Source organism: Streptomyces sp. NPDC088766, assembly GCF_044750845.1.
GTDB lineage: Bacteria > Actinomycetota > Actinomycetes > Streptomycetales > Streptomycetaceae > Streptomyces.
On sequence record NZ_JBIVKQ010000026.1, the window covers coordinates 1 to 14,431 of the forward strand.

Here is a 14,431-nt window from a genome sequence, read left to right on the forward strand (position 1 = left end):
CATTCCCTTCCCGGGCCTGGTGCGGTGCACCTCCCATCAGAGCCGGATCCGCCCCGGACCACCTCACCCCGCAGGGGTGAGCGTCCGACCCCCGGCAGCCCCGGCGTCGGCCCTTCCGGGCACTGTGCGCCGCTCCCGGGCCGTGGCGGCGGTGAGGCGGACACGGCCCGGTTCCAGCCGTCCCGCGGCCGTGGCCTCGCCTAACGGGGCTGGGTCTTCGGGATCCGTGAGGTGAAGAACAGCGCGAGGAGAGCGGTGAGGGCGAGGATGGCCAGTGCGGCGCGCAGACCGTCGATCCTGGCCTCCTCGTTCGTGTCGAGTACCGCTTGCGTCACCTTCTCGCTCGTGCCCGCCTCGTCGAGCGCGGACTCGAGCTGGGCGTCCGACAGGAACGGCACGCCGCTTTCGAGTTCGACGGTCGCCTGGCTCTTGACCTCGGCCGGGATCGCCGGATTCTGCTCCACGCTGGTGAGGAAGGACGTCGTCATCGCGGCGATCAGGAGCGATCCGGCGAGTGCCGTACCGATCGAGGCGCCGAGGTTGGTGACGGCGTTCTGGACGCCGCCGACCTCCGCGCTCTGTGCCTCGGGCACCGCGGACACGGTGACCGACCCGAGCTGGGACGCCAGCGCGCCCATACCGAGCCCGATCAGCAGCATGGGAATGGTGACGATCTCCGCGCCGGCGTCCGCGTCGAGCGCGGCCATCAGCGACACCGCGCCCGCGAGCAGCGCGAGGGTCCCGAGCCGCACCACCCGCCGGGGCGAGACGTCCGGGAGGAAGCGGGGGATCAGGACGGCGGCCGCCAGCAGGGTCACGGAGAGCGGCAGGATGCGGGCGCCGGTCTCGAGCGCGGACAGGCCGAGCGCCACGGACAGGTAGAGCGGTACGACGAAGAAGACGCCCATCTGGACGAGGTACTGGAAGAAGAACATCGTCAGTCCGCCGGTGAGCTGCCTGTTCTGCAGCATCTCCGGGTCGACGAGCGGCTCCCTGCGCCGCTTCACCGTGCGGGCCTCCCAGCGCAGGAAGAGCCAGATCAGCAGCAGACCGGCCAGCATCAGCCACACGACCAGCGAGACCCCGAGCCACGAGGGCGCGTCGGGCTTCGGCTGGAACCAGCCCCATTCGTCGGAGCGGAGCACGCCGTAGACGAAGGTCCCGAGCCCGAGCGCGGACAGCACGGCACCGACGACATCGATGCGAGCGCCTTCGCCGACCGGCGCGTCGGCGATACGGCGGGCGAGCACCAGGATGCCGAGCACCATCAGGACCTCACCGGCGAAGACCCACCGCCAGGAGAAGTACGTCGTCGCGACACCCCCGATGAGCGGCCCGACCGCGATCGCCACGGCCCCCGCGGCGGCGACGAGACCGTAGGCGGCGGGACGGCGTTCGGTGGCGAAGTTGCCGGCCACGAGCGCCACGATCGCAGGCAGGATCAGTGCCGCGCCGATCCCCTCGAGGAACGACCAGCCGATCAGCAGCACCGTCAGGTTCGGTGCGAGCGCCGTGGTGAAGGAGCCGCAGCCGTAGATGACGCAACCGATCATGAACGCGCGTTTGCGGCCGATCAGCGCCCCCACCTTGCCGCCGGGGATCATGAACATCGCCATCACGAGGGTGTAGGCCGTGATGGCGCCCTGGACACCCGTCACCGTCGTGCCCACGTCCTCGGCCACCGTCGCGATCGAGACGTTCATGACCGAGCTGTCGAGCGCCATCAGGAACTGGCCGGCCGCGAGTGTCAGCAGAACGGTCCGCGCCTTTGCGGAGCTTTCGGCAGTGTTTGTCCTGGGTGCCATGCGCGCATCGTCCCAGCAGCCCCGGAGACCGGACCCCGACCCGCCCCGCAGGTCGACCGGTTGGCGGAGTCACCTGCGGACGGGCCGTGAGCCGCTCGTCGAGCACTGCCGCTCGGGCGCCCTGAGATGCGAAGCCGCCCCGGGAGGCAGAGATTGGAAGTAGCCCGACCGGCCGAACGTGAACGCGCGGTCGTGCGGGGCCGTACGACACGAAGGAGCTGGCCATGGCCAGTCATGTGAGCGGGGCCCACTCGGGTGCGGCGGCACGGAGTTCGGAGCGGACCGGTATCGGGAGCGGCTGGCTGCTCTTCGCCGCCGTCCTGATGGTCTTCGGCGGCCTGATGATGATCTTCGAGGGCATCGCCGCCATCGCCGAGGACGACGTGTTCGTCACCACCCGCAACTACGCGTACTCGTTCGATCTCACCTCCTGGGGCTGGATCCACCTGATCGTGGGCGTGGTCATCACACTCGCCGGTGCGGCCCTGTTCCAGGGCGCCACCTGGGCCAGGGTCGTCGGCGTGGCGGTGGCCGGCCTGGCCATGCTCGCGAACTTCCTGTGGATTCCCTACGCGCCGTTCTGGGCCATCGTCCTGATCGCGATCAACGGCTTCGTGATCTGGGCACTGTGCACCGCGCCCAGTCCGTCGGAGCGATGACGCCGAGGACGGCCTCGAGGTGCGGCCCGGCACCCGGGCCGCACCCGGATCGGAGACACCCGTGAAGGACCTCAAGTTCGAGCGGAAGCGCTCGCTGTCCCGCCGTGAGGCGGCCGACCAGCTCACGGCACTCGCAGCCGCGCTGAGGGAGGGCGGGGAGGCCGAACTGGAACTCGGCCCGGGAACGCTGACCCTGCGGATCCCCGACGACCTCCGCAGCGAGCTCGAGGTCGAGATCGGTGACGGGGAGATCGAGCTGGAGATCGAGCTCAAGTGGCCGACCGCGACGCCCCGTACGAAGCCGCCGCGGGCGGCCGCGGAGGCGGCCACCTCCCGGAAGAGCGTGTCCGCGGAGCCGCGGCAGAGCGGTACCGGAACCGGAACCGAAGGAAGCCGGGGCGGGAAGCGGTCCGCCACGAAAACGGCCTGAAGCGTGCGAGGCCTCCGGGCCCGGCCGCTGGGGATCTCGTGGACCGTCCCGTCGACCACCTGCCGGTCCGACACGCGCGGACGTCCCGCCGCGGCCTGCGGTACCAGGGCGTCTGCGGCCTGCGATACCAGGGCGTGTTCCGAAAGTCCCTCCCCAGAGGGGGTGCCCCCGGCCCCGCGGCGTCCGGCACGGCCGCGAGTCCGGCACGGCCGCGAGTCCGGCACGGCCGCGAGGTGCACGCCTTCCCGCGCGACGACCGCGCCTTCCCGCGCGACGACCGCGGCGCCGGGCACCTGCAGATCTCCGTACTCCCGCGGCCACTTCGCCCAGCCGGGACACCTGCCTGGCACCATCGGCGACCGGCATCCGCCGGAGCCCGTCGACTCGCCGCAGCAGGGGGAGTGCAGCAGGGGGAGTCCGGTCAGGGCGAGCAGGGCGAGCAGGACCCCCGCCTCGTCACCGTCACGGCTGCGACGCCCGCTTCGCCTGCCACGGCGGCCGGCCCCGGGGGAGCACTTCGGCCTCCTCGGACGGCGAGCCGGGCCCCGACTCCCGACTCCTGTGCGCCGCGGCCCCCAGCGTCTCCCTGCCCGTGCGCGGGCGGGCGGCCCGCCGCCACGGCAGCAGGCCCGTCGTGGCGGGCCGGCGGTCACACCCGGCGAGGCACGGCATCTCAGAGAGCGGTCCTGCGCATCTCCACCACGTGGAGGCCCAGCGACTGGAACCGTGCGAGCAGCCCGTAGAGATGCGCCTCGTCCGTGACCTGGCCGAACAACAGGGTCTGTCCGGACACGATGCAGCTCTCCAGCTCAGGGAACGCGTCGGTCATCGTCCTCGACATCTGCCCCTCGACGCGGATCTCGTATTGCATGAGCGCACCCCTCGCAGGCGTGGTCCCTCCGGGCCCCCGCTATTCATGGTGTGCCGTCGCAGGGGGCGGCACATCACCCTGACCGGGTGACCTCGGCCGATCGCCGGAGGGGGGTCACAGCAAGTGGAGTTCCCGGGCCCGGCGCACGGCCTCCCGACGCCCGGTCACCGCGAGTTTGCGGTAGATGTTCCTCAGGTGGGTCTTGACCGTGTTGACGGACAGGAAGAGATCGACGGCGATCTCCTCCGTCGACATCATCTGCGCCAGCCTGCCCAGGACTTCGCGCTCGCGGTCGCTGAGCGGCTCGGTCACGGGAACGAGGACGTCCCCGCCGGTGTGCACCGCACGTGGCTTCGCGACGAGACCGGTCGGAAGCCAGCCGTGTGCCTTCCCCAGAGCGGGCCGGCGGTCGAGCAGTTCCTGGAGCCAGGGCCCGGCCTCCAGGAACGGGCGCCCCAGGCGCTCGGGCCGGGCGACGGCCAGGGCGCGGGCGACAAGGTGCTGGACCGTGGCCTCGTTGCCCGGCGTGCGGGCGGCCTCGGCCCGCACCAGCAGGATCCGAACCGTGACGGCCGGTCCCTGGCCGTCGGGGCCGGGCAGGGTGTCGAGGAGGGAGCGCGCCGCTTCCCCGTCGTCGGCCGCCAGCCGGGCACGGACCGAGGCGATCACGCACTCCGGTCCGGCGTCCGGCCGCCCGGCCAGGGCCTCAGCCGCCGCCTGCGGGCGCCCCAGGGCCGTGTGCGCGGCGGCCGCGGCCAGCGCCACCTGGACGTCCACCCACGGTGAGGGGATCTCGGTGGACGGCACCTCCCGGATGCCGTCGAGGACGCGGAGGGCCTTGGCGGGGTTGCCACCGGCGAGCAGCAGCCGCGAGCGCGTGACGACCAGCCATGACGCGACGATCGGGTCGCGGGAGCAGGGAGAAGGCAGGATCGCGCGGTGGAGATGCGTTCGGGCGGAGGCGAGATCGTCGCGCTCGGTCTCGACGGCCGCCAGCACCAGGTGCCCCAGCGAGGTGCGCGCCGAATGCGGCATGCCGGACCGCTCCGCCTCGGTGATCGCCCGCCGCGCGTGGGCCTCGGCCCGCCCCGGCCATCCCTCCAGGAAGTCGATCAGGGCGAGCCGCCCCAGGGACTCGTGCCGGGGCAGGACCGTCGAGGGGCCGTCGGCCGCCTCCACCACAGCGGTCAGCGCCGCGCGGGCCGCGCCGAAGCGGCCTGCCCACAGCTGAGCCGATCCCTGAGCGGCGAGCCGCAGCGCCCTGATCTCCGGATGCGCCTCCAGCCGCTTCGAGAGAACCCCTCGCGCGTCGAGTTCCGCGGCACGCCGGGCGGCGATCTCGGTCATGCCCGGCGAGCCGAGGAGCCGGCCCGCCAGCACGCGCAGCAACGCGCAGCTCAGATGGGCGGCCGACGCCCCCTGTGCCTCGACCGGGGGCAGGTTCCTCTCGGCCCGGCCCAGGTCCGCGAGACCTCGGTCGATGTCGTACCGGGCGAGTCCACAGGCGGCGCGAACGAGGTCGGCGGCGGGGCCCGGCGTGTCCGGCGGCATCCTGGTGAACAGCTCGCCGAGACGGTCCGCGTCCAGTCCCGTGAAGATCTGCCCGATCGCCAGGTCGTCGACGAGCCGGTCGGCCGCGAACGTCCAGTCGCTCGCGTCGGCGGCGTGCGGCAGGGCCTCCGTGAGCAGTCCGGCATCGCTCAGCCAGCGGGCGGCCGTGCCGTGCAGCTCGCGTTCCAGCCCGGGGTGCCTGGTGTTCAGGTGGACGCGCAGGATCTCGGCGAACAGTGGATGAAGCCGGTACCACGAGTGACCGATCGGCTCGACGAACGCGTTCGCGCGCTCCAGCTCCGCAAGGACGAGGGCCGCGTCGTCCCGTCCGGTGAGGGCGTTCGCCAGACCGGGATGGGTCCGCTCGCAGATGCTGGTCCGCAACAGCAGGTCCTGGCTCGCGGCGGACTGGGTCTGCAGCACCTCGGCCAGCAGGAAGTCCGCGACCGTGCTCTGCCCCGTCTCGAATTCCTTCAGGAAGGTCTCCGGGTCGTCCGCACGCTGCGCCGCGAGAATGCACAGGCGCAGCCCCGCGGCCCAGCCACCGGTCCGTTCCGTCAGCGTGCGGGCGGCCTCGTCCGAGAGGGGCAGGCCGTGCCGGCGCGCCAGTTCGGCCGTCTCCCCGGGCCGGAACGCCAGGTCGGCACCGCGGATGTCGGTCACTTCGCCTGCGGCGCGGTAACGGTGCAGCGGCAGCAGCGGCTCGGTCCGGCTGACCAGGATCAGGCGCAGCCCCGCGCCCGCGTGGTGGAGCACGAACTGCAGCTCGTCGGCGACCTCCGGTGCGGACACCCGCTCGAACTCGTCGAGAACGAGGATCACCGGCTCGGTCCGGCCGTTCAGGTATGCCGCCAGCCGGGACAGGAGCGAGTCGTCGACCTCGTCGGGGCGGGCGGGAACGCCGATCGCGTCGGGGAGTGCGACCCCATGGTGGCGCAGGGCCTCGAGTACGTAGGCCCAGAAGTTTCCCGGGGCGTTGTCCCCGGACTCGACGGTCAGCCACACCATCCGGCCCCGCAGGGTCGATGTGGCGGCCAAGCCGGCGAGCAGCAACGTCTTGCCCGCGCCCGCCGGCCCGTTGACCAGCACCAAACGGCCCGGACCGGCCAGAGCCCGGGTGAGGCGCTCGGCCACGCGGGGCCGGCGGACGAACGTCTTCGGCTCACGGGGGACGGCGAACCGAGCAGCGAGAACGGGATCGCCGTTCGGCGTCAGGGCCCCGGCGGTGCCTTCGCGGGCAGACCCGCTGGATGCGGAGGGCATGACACTCACCACATTGGCAGAGCCGCCCGCGGAGTCAAATCGGGAGGAACTCCGAATTCCTGCTTCCCGCACACCGCCGCGTTGCCGGTGGGCGGGAGCGGGCCGGTCAGGAGCGCGTCGGCCGGGGCCCCGGGGGGGCTTTCCCCCGGCGGACGAGGGAGTCGGCGAGGCGGACCGGGCAGGTGCCGACTTCGACCTCTCGCCCTCTCGCCCTCTTCTCGACCTCTCGACCAGCGACGTGAACAGCAGGGCACCGTCGTGGGGCGGGGTGCCGAGATCACCGCTGCACTGCCGGGCCGCCCCCGCCGGGGCACCCCCGTCCCTGAGGAAACCGGAGTCGTCGACGATCGAGGCTTCCAGGCTGCTCGCCTCATGCATCCTCCAGGCCGGCCGGGTCGCCAGCAGGCTCATGACCTCGTCGAGGAAGTCCTTGAGCGGCATCGCCACCGGGCTGTTCCGCCGTCCCGTCAGCGTGGTCCGTGTCGCCTGCGGAACGAGCTCGATCACGTCGACTTTGCTCTTCGTCGGCTGAACGCGGAGCGATTCGGTAAAGGAGTGGATGCCGGCCTTCGTCGCGTTGCAGGTCGGGGCGGCGGCCAGGGTCACGAATGCCGGTCCGGAGCTGACGGTCGGGATGGCCGCCTGTGGCTGCGCCGGCAGGATCGCGGTGCTGCTGCGGTCCGTTGGGGACACTGCGTCGGTGCTGTCGTACGACTCGGGCTCCGCTTCAGTGCTGAACTGGGCAAACGGCTGGGCTCCGGCATCGCGGGCAGCGCCTGTGTTCACCGTGGTTCCCCGCTGTTCCCCGTCCGATCCGGTGCGCTTGTGGCGCGAGCCGCACAGTCTCAGAGGTCGTTCTCCTGGAGCGCGTTGTCAGTGCTCAGAGTGCAGTCGCGAGGGTGTCCGACTCTGTCTTCACAAACCGATGTCGGACGCCCCCGCCTCGTGCGTGCAGCCAGTCCGTCCAAAGAGATCAGCCGGCGACGACCTGGGTGTTCTGGCATGCGATCAGCAGCCAGCGGCCGTCGTCCTGCTTGCTCATCACGTACAGCGGAGCACCCTCGCTGTCGTCGTCCGGGGACAGGTAGCGCTGACGCACTTTGACCGCCGCGACATCGGGGCGGATGAAGAGCACGTGGATCATCTCGTAGCTGACCTTGCCGTCCCAGCCGGCCGCGGGGAGCACTTTCCGGGTGAACTCCGAGATCGCTTCGAGGCCGACGAGAACCTTGCCATGGGCCGTCGTCCAGACCGCGTCGGGGTGGAAGAGGGCGAGGAATTTGTCGGGGTCCTTGTGCTGCTGGGAGTGCTCGACGGTGGCAACGACCTGCTTGATGGCTTCGATCTCTGCGGCGTACGCCGTGGAATCCGTGTTCATTCGGACGAGGGTGCTACCTCAAGCATAGTTGAGGTCAAGAGAGGTGACCGGCCCACACTGACAACGGCCACCGACCCCTTGGAATCGATCATCCAGGGTCACCGGGTACGACCTGGGACCCGACCGACGATCGGGCTTCGTCGATGGCCAAGGAGAGACCTGCCGGTGCTGGCCGCGCACTGAGTACGGCACTGCCGCGGGAGCGGACGCCCGCTTTCCCACTGTGGTGGTGGCTGCGGGTCCCCTGAGCGGAACTGGCGGTTACTCGCTCCGGTCTCGTCTGAACGTCCGCGAACGACATTGCCTGAGACGGAAGAGGGCCGAACCTCGATCCTGACGCGGTGACTGTCCCGCGTGCCGTCATCTGCACGTGCTCAAGATCCCCGGACACGAAGGCGGCCCCTTGGTCCGGGGCGACGCCTACCTGGACGACCCGTTGTTCTGGCCTGTGCACCTCGGCTCCTGCCTGCGCGGGGAGGACGCACGACGAGCCGCGTTCGGCGCCGACCGGGATGCGGCCATGGAGCTGTATCGCACACTGTCCGCCGAGCATGCGTGGATTCAATGTGCTGCGGTAGGCGTGGGCGTCCTGTGGCACCGCTGTTGACCGTAGGTGTCCGCTCTGAAGGGCACGCTGTGGGCACGACACTGCGAGGTGGACGACCACTGCGCTGATGTGGACTGCTCGGTGTGCGGGCTTGGGGATGCGCAGAGCGACTGAGCGCGGCAGTTGCGGTCGCACATGGCTGCCGGGCCCTCGCCTCGGCTCGGAAGATCACAGAACGTGCGATCACCATACGGCGGGCTTCGACCTCCACAAGAAGTGGTTCGGTGCAAGAGGCGGCGAGCACGTTGCGGTGTCACAGCCCAATGCCTCACACCCATGGTGGGCGCGGCCGGTTTCGTCGTCTGCGATCGCGGCATCCGATGAGCCGAAGAACGAGGCACCTGCGTGTGTCAATCCGGTACATGGACTACATGTTGGTACATGTCCATGAAGCGCACGAACGTCTACGCCGACCCCGAAGACCTGGCGATCATCAAGGAGGCCGCGAAGCGTCGGGGATAAGCGAGGCCGAGATCATCCGCCAGGGCATCCACCTCGCGGCCATGGCGAACAGGGTCTGGGACGAGCCGCTGTTCTCGCGCACCTTCGAGGGGACGGGACGCACGCCCTCCAGGCCGGAGGTCCGTGACGCGGTCGCCGACGCCGTCCGCCGCGAGACCGGCTCGGATTCCGGAACCGCCACGTGATCATTGTCATCGCCGACACGTCCGGCCTCCTGGCGGCCCTGGACTCGGCTCACCCGGAACACCGGGCGGCGAACGAGGCGATCACGGCGGCCGGCCTCCTGGTCATGTCCCCGCTGCTACTGGCCGAGCTGGATCACGCCGCCACGCGCGAGCTCGGCAGGGCGGCCGCCCTCGGCGCGGTCGACGACCTCCGGCGCTGGACGGGCCGGGGGCGTGTCGTCATGCCGGAGATCACGGAGGACCACCTGGGCGCCGCCCAGTCCGCCCGTGTCCGCTACCGTGCGCTGGACCTCGACCTCGACCTCGCTGACGCGGTCAACGTGGCGCTCGCCGCCGACTACGACACGGACGCGATCCTCACCCTCGACCGACGCGCCTTCCGGGCCGTACGCCCCTTGGGCCACCACAAGGCGTTTCGGGTACTCCCCGACGATCTCCCGCTCTGATACGACGGAGCCGAACTCGCTTTCCTCGCCTGGGAAGTGACGGTGCTCGGGCAGCTCGTGCGGCTCTGACACGCACGGACGTCGTGCGGCAGGGTGGGGAAGGTCGCTGAGAACACATGCAGTCGGTGTCTCCGCCATGCTGTCCGCGCTGCGTTGGCCTCACTGCAGGAGCGATGACCGGGGAACTGATGGGCTGCTGCTGTACTACCCGACCGTGAATCCACCCACGGAGATCGTTCACCAGGCATTGCTTTACTGGGACGTGCTCTCAACCGTCTCCGGCATCGCATCGACCAGGCGCGCCCCCTCACCGGGCCTTGGCCACGCGTCCGCGACATGCTCCAGGACGCCTTGCACGAGGCGCTGTCCCGTCCCGGTGCGGAAGGGCTTGCCGCGCGCGACGAACTGCTCGACCTCGTCCGCAGGTTCGCCGACATGCACCGGACGGCCACGGCGGCGGACGACGTGGAACAGCGCCGTCTCCGAGCAGAACCGCCGAACCCGTGACAGGGCGCCGTCTTCCCCCGTCCGGTGCCGACCCACACGCATCTCCTGCGGGCGGGCACTGCCCGCCCACACCATCGACGAGCCGATGGCGCGGCGCCCGCTCACCGGTCTGGACAACACGAACCCCCAGGTTGATGACCTGGGGGTTCGTGTTGGAGCGGGTGACGAGAATCGAACTCGCGCTCTCGGCTTGGGAAGCTGCGATCAGGTGTGGCGCGTTCAAGCGCTGAGCTGGGCGACCGTCCGGGACGAGGACTCATCCGTCTTGGCCGCATTCACCGTGACTCCCTGCTGCTCCCCGCTCCATCTGGTGCGTCAGTGGTGCGGTGGCAACACGTCACACCAACTGCCAAGTCACTCCCGTAGTACCAGTGTCGCTACTCGTCGACGAAGGCGAGGGCAGGTGGCCGATGCCTCACCCCGGCTCGGCTGTCCGTGACTTGTCGGTGGGTAGGGGACGTCGGCATTGCTTCCCGCGGCGTCGGGAAAGGTGCGAACGAAGGTGAGGAGCCTTGGCGCGCAAGGGCTTGATCCTGGGGGAGGGGAGGTGCCTTGTGCCCGGCCGTCTCGCATTATGGCATTTCCAATGCCATAATGGGCGTCATGGTTGATGACACCGACTTCCCCCCTGGCGACGGTCCCAGCAGTGGTATCTCCGTCACGCTCAGCGCCGGCACTCTGCACGCGATCCGTGAGCGGGTCGGCAAGCGTGGTGTGTCCGCGTACCTGGAGAGGGCGGCTCAGCGACAGATCGAGCGGGACAACCTCGACGAACTGATCGCCGACTTCGAGAAGGTCCACGGTCCTGCCGACCCGGAGGCGGTGGCGGCGAAGCGGGCCCGGCTCATCGGGGATGCCTCCGGGGCGGAGGCCGCCGCGTGAGCGGTGCTCTGATCCTGGACAGTGAAGGACTGGCGAAGGCCGTGCAGCGGGATCGGGAAGTGCACGAATGGCTGGTGGCCGCCCGGGAGGCTGATCTCCCGGTCGTGACGTCGGCTGCGGTGCTGGTCGAGGTGATCCATCCGAAGCTCAATGACGCCGCGCTGCGATGGATGCTTTCACGTGTGCGCGTCGAGCCGGTCACCCAGGCTCTCGCCCAGACCGCCGCCGCCCTGCTGCGCGGTGCTGGATTGCACGGTCACAAGTACGCCATCGATGCCATGTTGTGCGCGACCGCCCTGCAGCATGCGGGCCGGGTGACGGTTCTTACGTCCGACGCCGAGGACATCGACTTGCTCACCACCGAGCATCCGCGAGTGGTGGCGGAGAAAGTCTGATCGCCTTGGGGCGCGAAGTGTTGTGGTGCGGATCTGGCGCGGTTCTGGCATGCGCCACTCCAGTACGGCATAAAACAACAAGGCCCAGGTCATTGACCTGGGCCTTGCTCATGGAGCGGGTGACGAGAATCGAACTCGCGCTCGCAGCTTGGGAAGCTGCGGGTACCCGGGGTCCGCTTGAGTGCTGACCTGGGCAAACGGCTGGGCTCCGGCGTCGCAGGCAGCGCCTGTGTTCCCCGTGCCTCCCTGTTGTTCCCCGCTCGATCTGGTGCGCTCATGGTGCACTCCGCTCTCGCCAATACAGGCCGCCACCCTTCCGACGAGCGCCTACACCCGCCTCGCTGCCACCCGTACAGATCCTGCGACGAGCGCGGCCTGTCCGAGCCCGTCCAGCATCTGGCCCGGGTATCGGCCCCGATTTCGCAGATCGTCACGGCGATGTTAACGCTTGCATTAACATGGCGGCCGTGGCTCAATGGGAAGTGGTCCTGGTCGGGGAGGTCGCGGCGTGGTTCGAGGCACTGGCCGAAGAGGACTGGAACAGTGCTGAACAGGTGGAGGACGCCATCGACATGCTGGCGGCCACAGGCCCGACGCTCGGCCGTCCACTCGTCGATCGGATCAAGGGCGCTGAGAACCACCACTTGAAGGAGCTGAGGCCGGGCTCGTCCGGGAGCAGCGAGATCCGCATCCTCTTCGCCTTCGATCCGGTGCGTCGGGCGGTATTGCTGGTGGCTGGTGACAAGGCCGGGAACTGGCAGCGCTGGTACGACATCAACATTCCGGTTGCTGAGGAGCGGTACCGGACACATCTGGCCGATCTTGAAACCAGGGAGTACGAATGAGCACCGTGAGCTGGGAGGAAACCAAGCGCAAGGCGCGCGAGCGGCGTGCGGCCGCTGGGTTGCGGGTGCGGTCAGCTGAGGAGAAGCAAGCGGCGATGGACCGGCTGACCGCCGAAGTGCGCGCTCACAAGCTCGCGGAGGTCAGGCGTGAACAGGCGTTGACGCAGCGCCAGGTGGCCGCGTCGATGGGGGTCTCAGCACCTCGGGTCTCCGCGATCGAGCACGGTGAGCTGGATCGCGCGGAGGTCGCGACCCTCCGGGCCTACGTGGAAGCGCTCGGCGGTCGGCTGCGAGTGGTCGCGGACTTCGGGGACGCGGAATACACCGTCGCCTGAGGCGCGTGCCAAAGCTCTCATCAACCAACAAGGCCCAGGTGTCTGACCTGGGCCTTGCTCATGGAGCGGGTGACGAGAATCGAACTCGCGCTCTCAGCTTGGGAAGCTGATGTTCTACCATTAAACTACACCCGCGTAAGACGCCGGTCGGGCCGGTGTCTGATCGCGCGGTCACTCTACCTCATCCCTGGCCCCCGGCGCTGAAGCCCTGGGGGCCAGGTGTGTTTCGAGGGGCGGGATCCGGGTGTCCGGGGCGGTAGTTGGGGCGTACGGTGGAGGGGTGGGAGAGGCTCCCGGTGCGGACGGAGTGCCGCCTGGAGGGCCGTCTCGTTCCTCACGTAATGTGGCTTTCGTCGTCCGGCGAGCAGCAGCCGGACGCGGCTCTTGGGGAAGGGACTCGACGACTTGATGGATCGCACCGTCGTCCGTTGTGCCGATGGGCACGTGTTCAGCACCGCTTCGTTCCCGATGCAGCAGGCCGAGCGGCTCGGTCCCGGACGGCTCGTCCGGTGTCCTCGGTGTGCCCGGCTCCGCAGTGTGGTGCCGGTGACCTTCGAGAAGCGGTAGCGGCGAGCTGTAGGAGCAGCGAGCGGCACCAGTGGCAGCAGCAGCCTGGCGCGCGGAATCGTCCTGATGACGGCCGGTCCGCGCGCCTTGCGTATCCTCGGGGCGTGCTTCTCTCTGACAAGGACATCCGGGCCGAGATCGACGCCGGACGGGTACGGATCGATCCCTACGACGAATCCATGGTGCAGCCGTCAAGTGTCGACGTGCGCCTCGACCGCTACTTCCGGGTGTTCGAGAACCACCGGTACCCGCACATCGACCCCTCGGTCGAGCAGGCGGACCTCACGCGGCTGGTGGAGCCGGAGGGTGACGAGCCGTTCATCCTGCATCCCGGTGAGTTCGTCCTGGCCTCCACCTACGAGGTCATCACGCTCCCCGACGATCTCGCCTCCCGGCTCGAGGGCAAGAGTTCGCTCGGCCGGCTCGGGCTCGTCACGCACTCGACCGCCGGTTTCATCGACCCCGGCTTCTCCGGGCATGTCACCCTCGAGCTGTCCAACCTCGCCACCCTGCCCATCAAGCTGTGGCCGGGCATGAAGATCGGGCAGCTGTGCATGTTCCGGCTCAGCTCGCCCGCCGAGCACCCCTACGGCAGCGAGCGGTACGGGTCCCGGTACCAGGGGCAGCGCGGACCGACCGCCTCCCGCTCCTTCCTCAACTTCCACCGGACCCGGGTGTGAGCGGCGCATGAGCGACGTACGGGAGGACCTCAGCTACGAGCGGTTCGGCGTCGCCGTCCGTGAACTCGCCCAGACCATCGTCGACGACGGCTACGAGCCGGACATCGTGCTCAGCATCGCCCGCGGCGGGGTGTTCGTCGCCGGCGGCCTCGCGTACGCCCTCGACTGCAAGAACCTCCACCTGGTGAACGTCGAGTTCTACACCGGCGTGGGCACCACCCTCGAGATGCCCGTCATGCTCGCGCCCGTGCCCGACGTGATCGACTTCTCCGACAAGAAGGTCCTGATCACCGACGACGTCGCCGACACCGGCAAGACCCTCAAGCTGGTGCGGGACTTCTGCCTCGACGCCGTCGCCGAGGTCCGCAGTGCCGTGATCTACGAGAAGTCCCACTCCCTCGTGAAGTGCGAGTACGTCTGGAAGCGCACCGACGACTGGATCAACTTCCCGTGGAGTGTCCTGCCCGTCGTCCGCAGGTCGGGGGAGCCGCTCACTCCGTCCAAGGAAGCTCTCTGACCTGAGCCGGGAGCGCTGACGGCCGGGATCACCGCGTGGTGGTCCC

14 protein-coding genes, 1 tRNA gene and 1 pseudogene are annotated in these 14,431 nt (G+C 69.6%); 11 read left to right on the forward strand and 5 right to left on the reverse strand.

Annotated elements, in window-relative coordinates:
• Window positions 1-200 precede the first annotated feature (200 nt).
• Window positions 201-1,805 carry an MFS transporter gene (locus tag ACIP5W_RS28965; RefSeq protein WP_401479734.1) on the reverse strand — a complete coding sequence of 535 codons (1,605 nt, stop codon included), beginning with the start codon at window positions 1,803-1,805 and terminating at the stop codon, window positions 201-203.
• A 224-nt stretch (window positions 1,806-2,029) separates the two neighbouring features.
• Between ACIP5W_RS28965 and ACIP5W_RS28970 the strand changes: the two genes are divergently transcribed.
• Together ACIP5W_RS28970 and ACIP5W_RS28975 are read left to right on the forward strand one after the other, a co-directional pair.
• Entirely contained in the window at window positions 2,030-2,464 is a 435-nt protein-coding gene (locus ACIP5W_RS28970) for a hypothetical protein (RefSeq protein WP_401479737.1), read from the forward strand.
• Window positions 2,465-2,525: 61 nt separating this feature from the next.
• Window positions 2,526-2,894 (forward strand): amphi-Trp domain-containing protein, encoded by a 369-nt coding sequence (locus ACIP5W_RS28975; protein WP_401479739.1) that lies wholly within the window; start codon window positions 2,526-2,528, stop codon window positions 2,892-2,894.
• A gap of 673 nt (window positions 2,895-3,567) precedes the next feature.
• Here the strand turns inward: ACIP5W_RS28975 and ACIP5W_RS28980 are convergent.
• The 3 genes from ACIP5W_RS28980 to ACIP5W_RS28990 form a co-directional block, all read right to left on the reverse strand.
• The gene (locus tag ACIP5W_RS28980) at window positions 3,568-3,765 is read right to left on the reverse strand and encodes a hypothetical protein (RefSeq protein ID WP_401479742.1); all 198 of its coding nucleotides are present in this window, start codon (window positions 3,763-3,765) and stop codon (window positions 3,568-3,570) included.
• A gap of 114 nt (window positions 3,766-3,879) precedes the next feature.
• A complete protein-coding gene (locus ACIP5W_RS28985; RefSeq protein ID WP_401479744.1) occupies window positions 3,880-6,579 on the reverse strand; it encodes a LuxR C-terminal-related transcriptional regulator in 2,700 nt (899 codons plus the stop codon).
• Window positions 6,580-7,552: 973 nt separating this feature from the next.
• The gene (locus tag ACIP5W_RS28990; RefSeq protein ID WP_401479746.1) at window positions 7,553-7,957 is read right to left on the reverse strand and encodes an SgcJ/EcaC family oxidoreductase; all 405 of its coding nucleotides are present in this window, start codon (window positions 7,955-7,957) and stop codon (window positions 7,553-7,555) included.
• Window positions 7,958-8,945: 988 nt separating this feature from the next.
• Here ACIP5W_RS28990 and ACIP5W_RS28995 point away from each other — a divergent pair.
• From ACIP5W_RS28995 to ACIP5W_RS29025, 7 genes and pseudogenes are all read left to right on the forward strand, one after another.
• Window positions 8,946-9,211, forward strand: a pseudogene (locus ACIP5W_RS28995) (CopG family transcriptional regulator).
• Window positions 9,208-9,657, forward strand: coding sequence for a PIN domain-containing protein (locus tag ACIP5W_RS29000; protein ID WP_401479748.1), 450 nt, complete (start codon window positions 9,208-9,210; stop codon window positions 9,655-9,657). Before ACIP5W_RS28995 ends, ACIP5W_RS29000 begins: the two are co-directional and overlap by 4 nt.
• A 336-nt stretch (window positions 9,658-9,993) precedes the next feature.
• The gene (locus ACIP5W_RS29005) at window positions 9,994-10,164 is read left to right on the forward strand and encodes a hypothetical protein (protein ID WP_401479751.1); all 171 of its coding nucleotides are present in this window, start codon (window positions 9,994-9,996) and stop codon (window positions 10,162-10,164) included.
• Window positions 10,165-10,767: 603 nt separating this feature from the next.
• Window positions 10,768-11,046 carry a hypothetical protein gene (locus tag ACIP5W_RS29010; RefSeq protein WP_401479754.1) on the forward strand — a complete coding sequence of 93 codons (279 nt, stop codon included), beginning with the start codon at window positions 10,768-10,770 and terminating at the stop codon, window positions 11,044-11,046.
• On the forward strand, window positions 11,043-11,441 hold the full coding sequence (locus ACIP5W_RS29015) for a PIN domain-containing protein (protein WP_401479757.1): 399 nt from the start codon (window positions 11,043-11,045) through the stop codon (window positions 11,439-11,441). The genes ACIP5W_RS29010 and ACIP5W_RS29015 overlap by 4 nt, the downstream gene beginning before the upstream one ends.
• A 458-nt stretch (window positions 11,442-11,899) precedes the next feature.
• Window positions 11,900-12,286, forward strand: a complete 387-nt coding sequence (locus ACIP5W_RS29020; RefSeq protein ID WP_401479759.1) for a type II toxin-antitoxin system RelE/ParE family toxin — start codon at window positions 11,900-11,902, stop codon at window positions 12,284-12,286.
• Entirely contained in the window at window positions 12,283-12,621 is a 339-nt protein-coding gene (locus ACIP5W_RS29025) for an XRE family transcriptional regulator (RefSeq protein WP_401479762.1), read from the forward strand. Before ACIP5W_RS29020 ends, ACIP5W_RS29025 begins: the two co-directional genes overlap by 4 nt.
• 61 nt (window positions 12,622-12,682) lie before the next feature.
• On the opposite strand, the gene ACIP5W_RS29030 is transcribed toward ACIP5W_RS29025, so the two are convergent.
• Window positions 12,683-12,756 (reverse strand) — tRNA-Gly (locus tag ACIP5W_RS29030).
• A gap of 536 nt (window positions 12,757-13,292) precedes the next feature.
• Here ACIP5W_RS29030 and dcd point away from each other — a divergent pair.
• Window positions 13,293-13,868 carry a dCTP deaminase gene (dcd, locus tag ACIP5W_RS29035; RefSeq protein WP_366059084.1) on the forward strand — a complete coding sequence of 192 codons (576 nt, stop codon included), beginning with the start codon at window positions 13,293-13,295 and terminating at the stop codon, window positions 13,866-13,868.
• A gap of 7 nt (window positions 13,869-13,875) precedes the next feature.
• Window positions 13,876-14,385, forward strand: coding sequence for a phosphoribosyltransferase (locus ACIP5W_RS29040; RefSeq protein ID WP_401479765.1), 510 nt, complete (start codon window positions 13,876-13,878; stop codon window positions 14,383-14,385).
• Window positions 14,386-14,431: the final 46 nt, after the last annotated feature.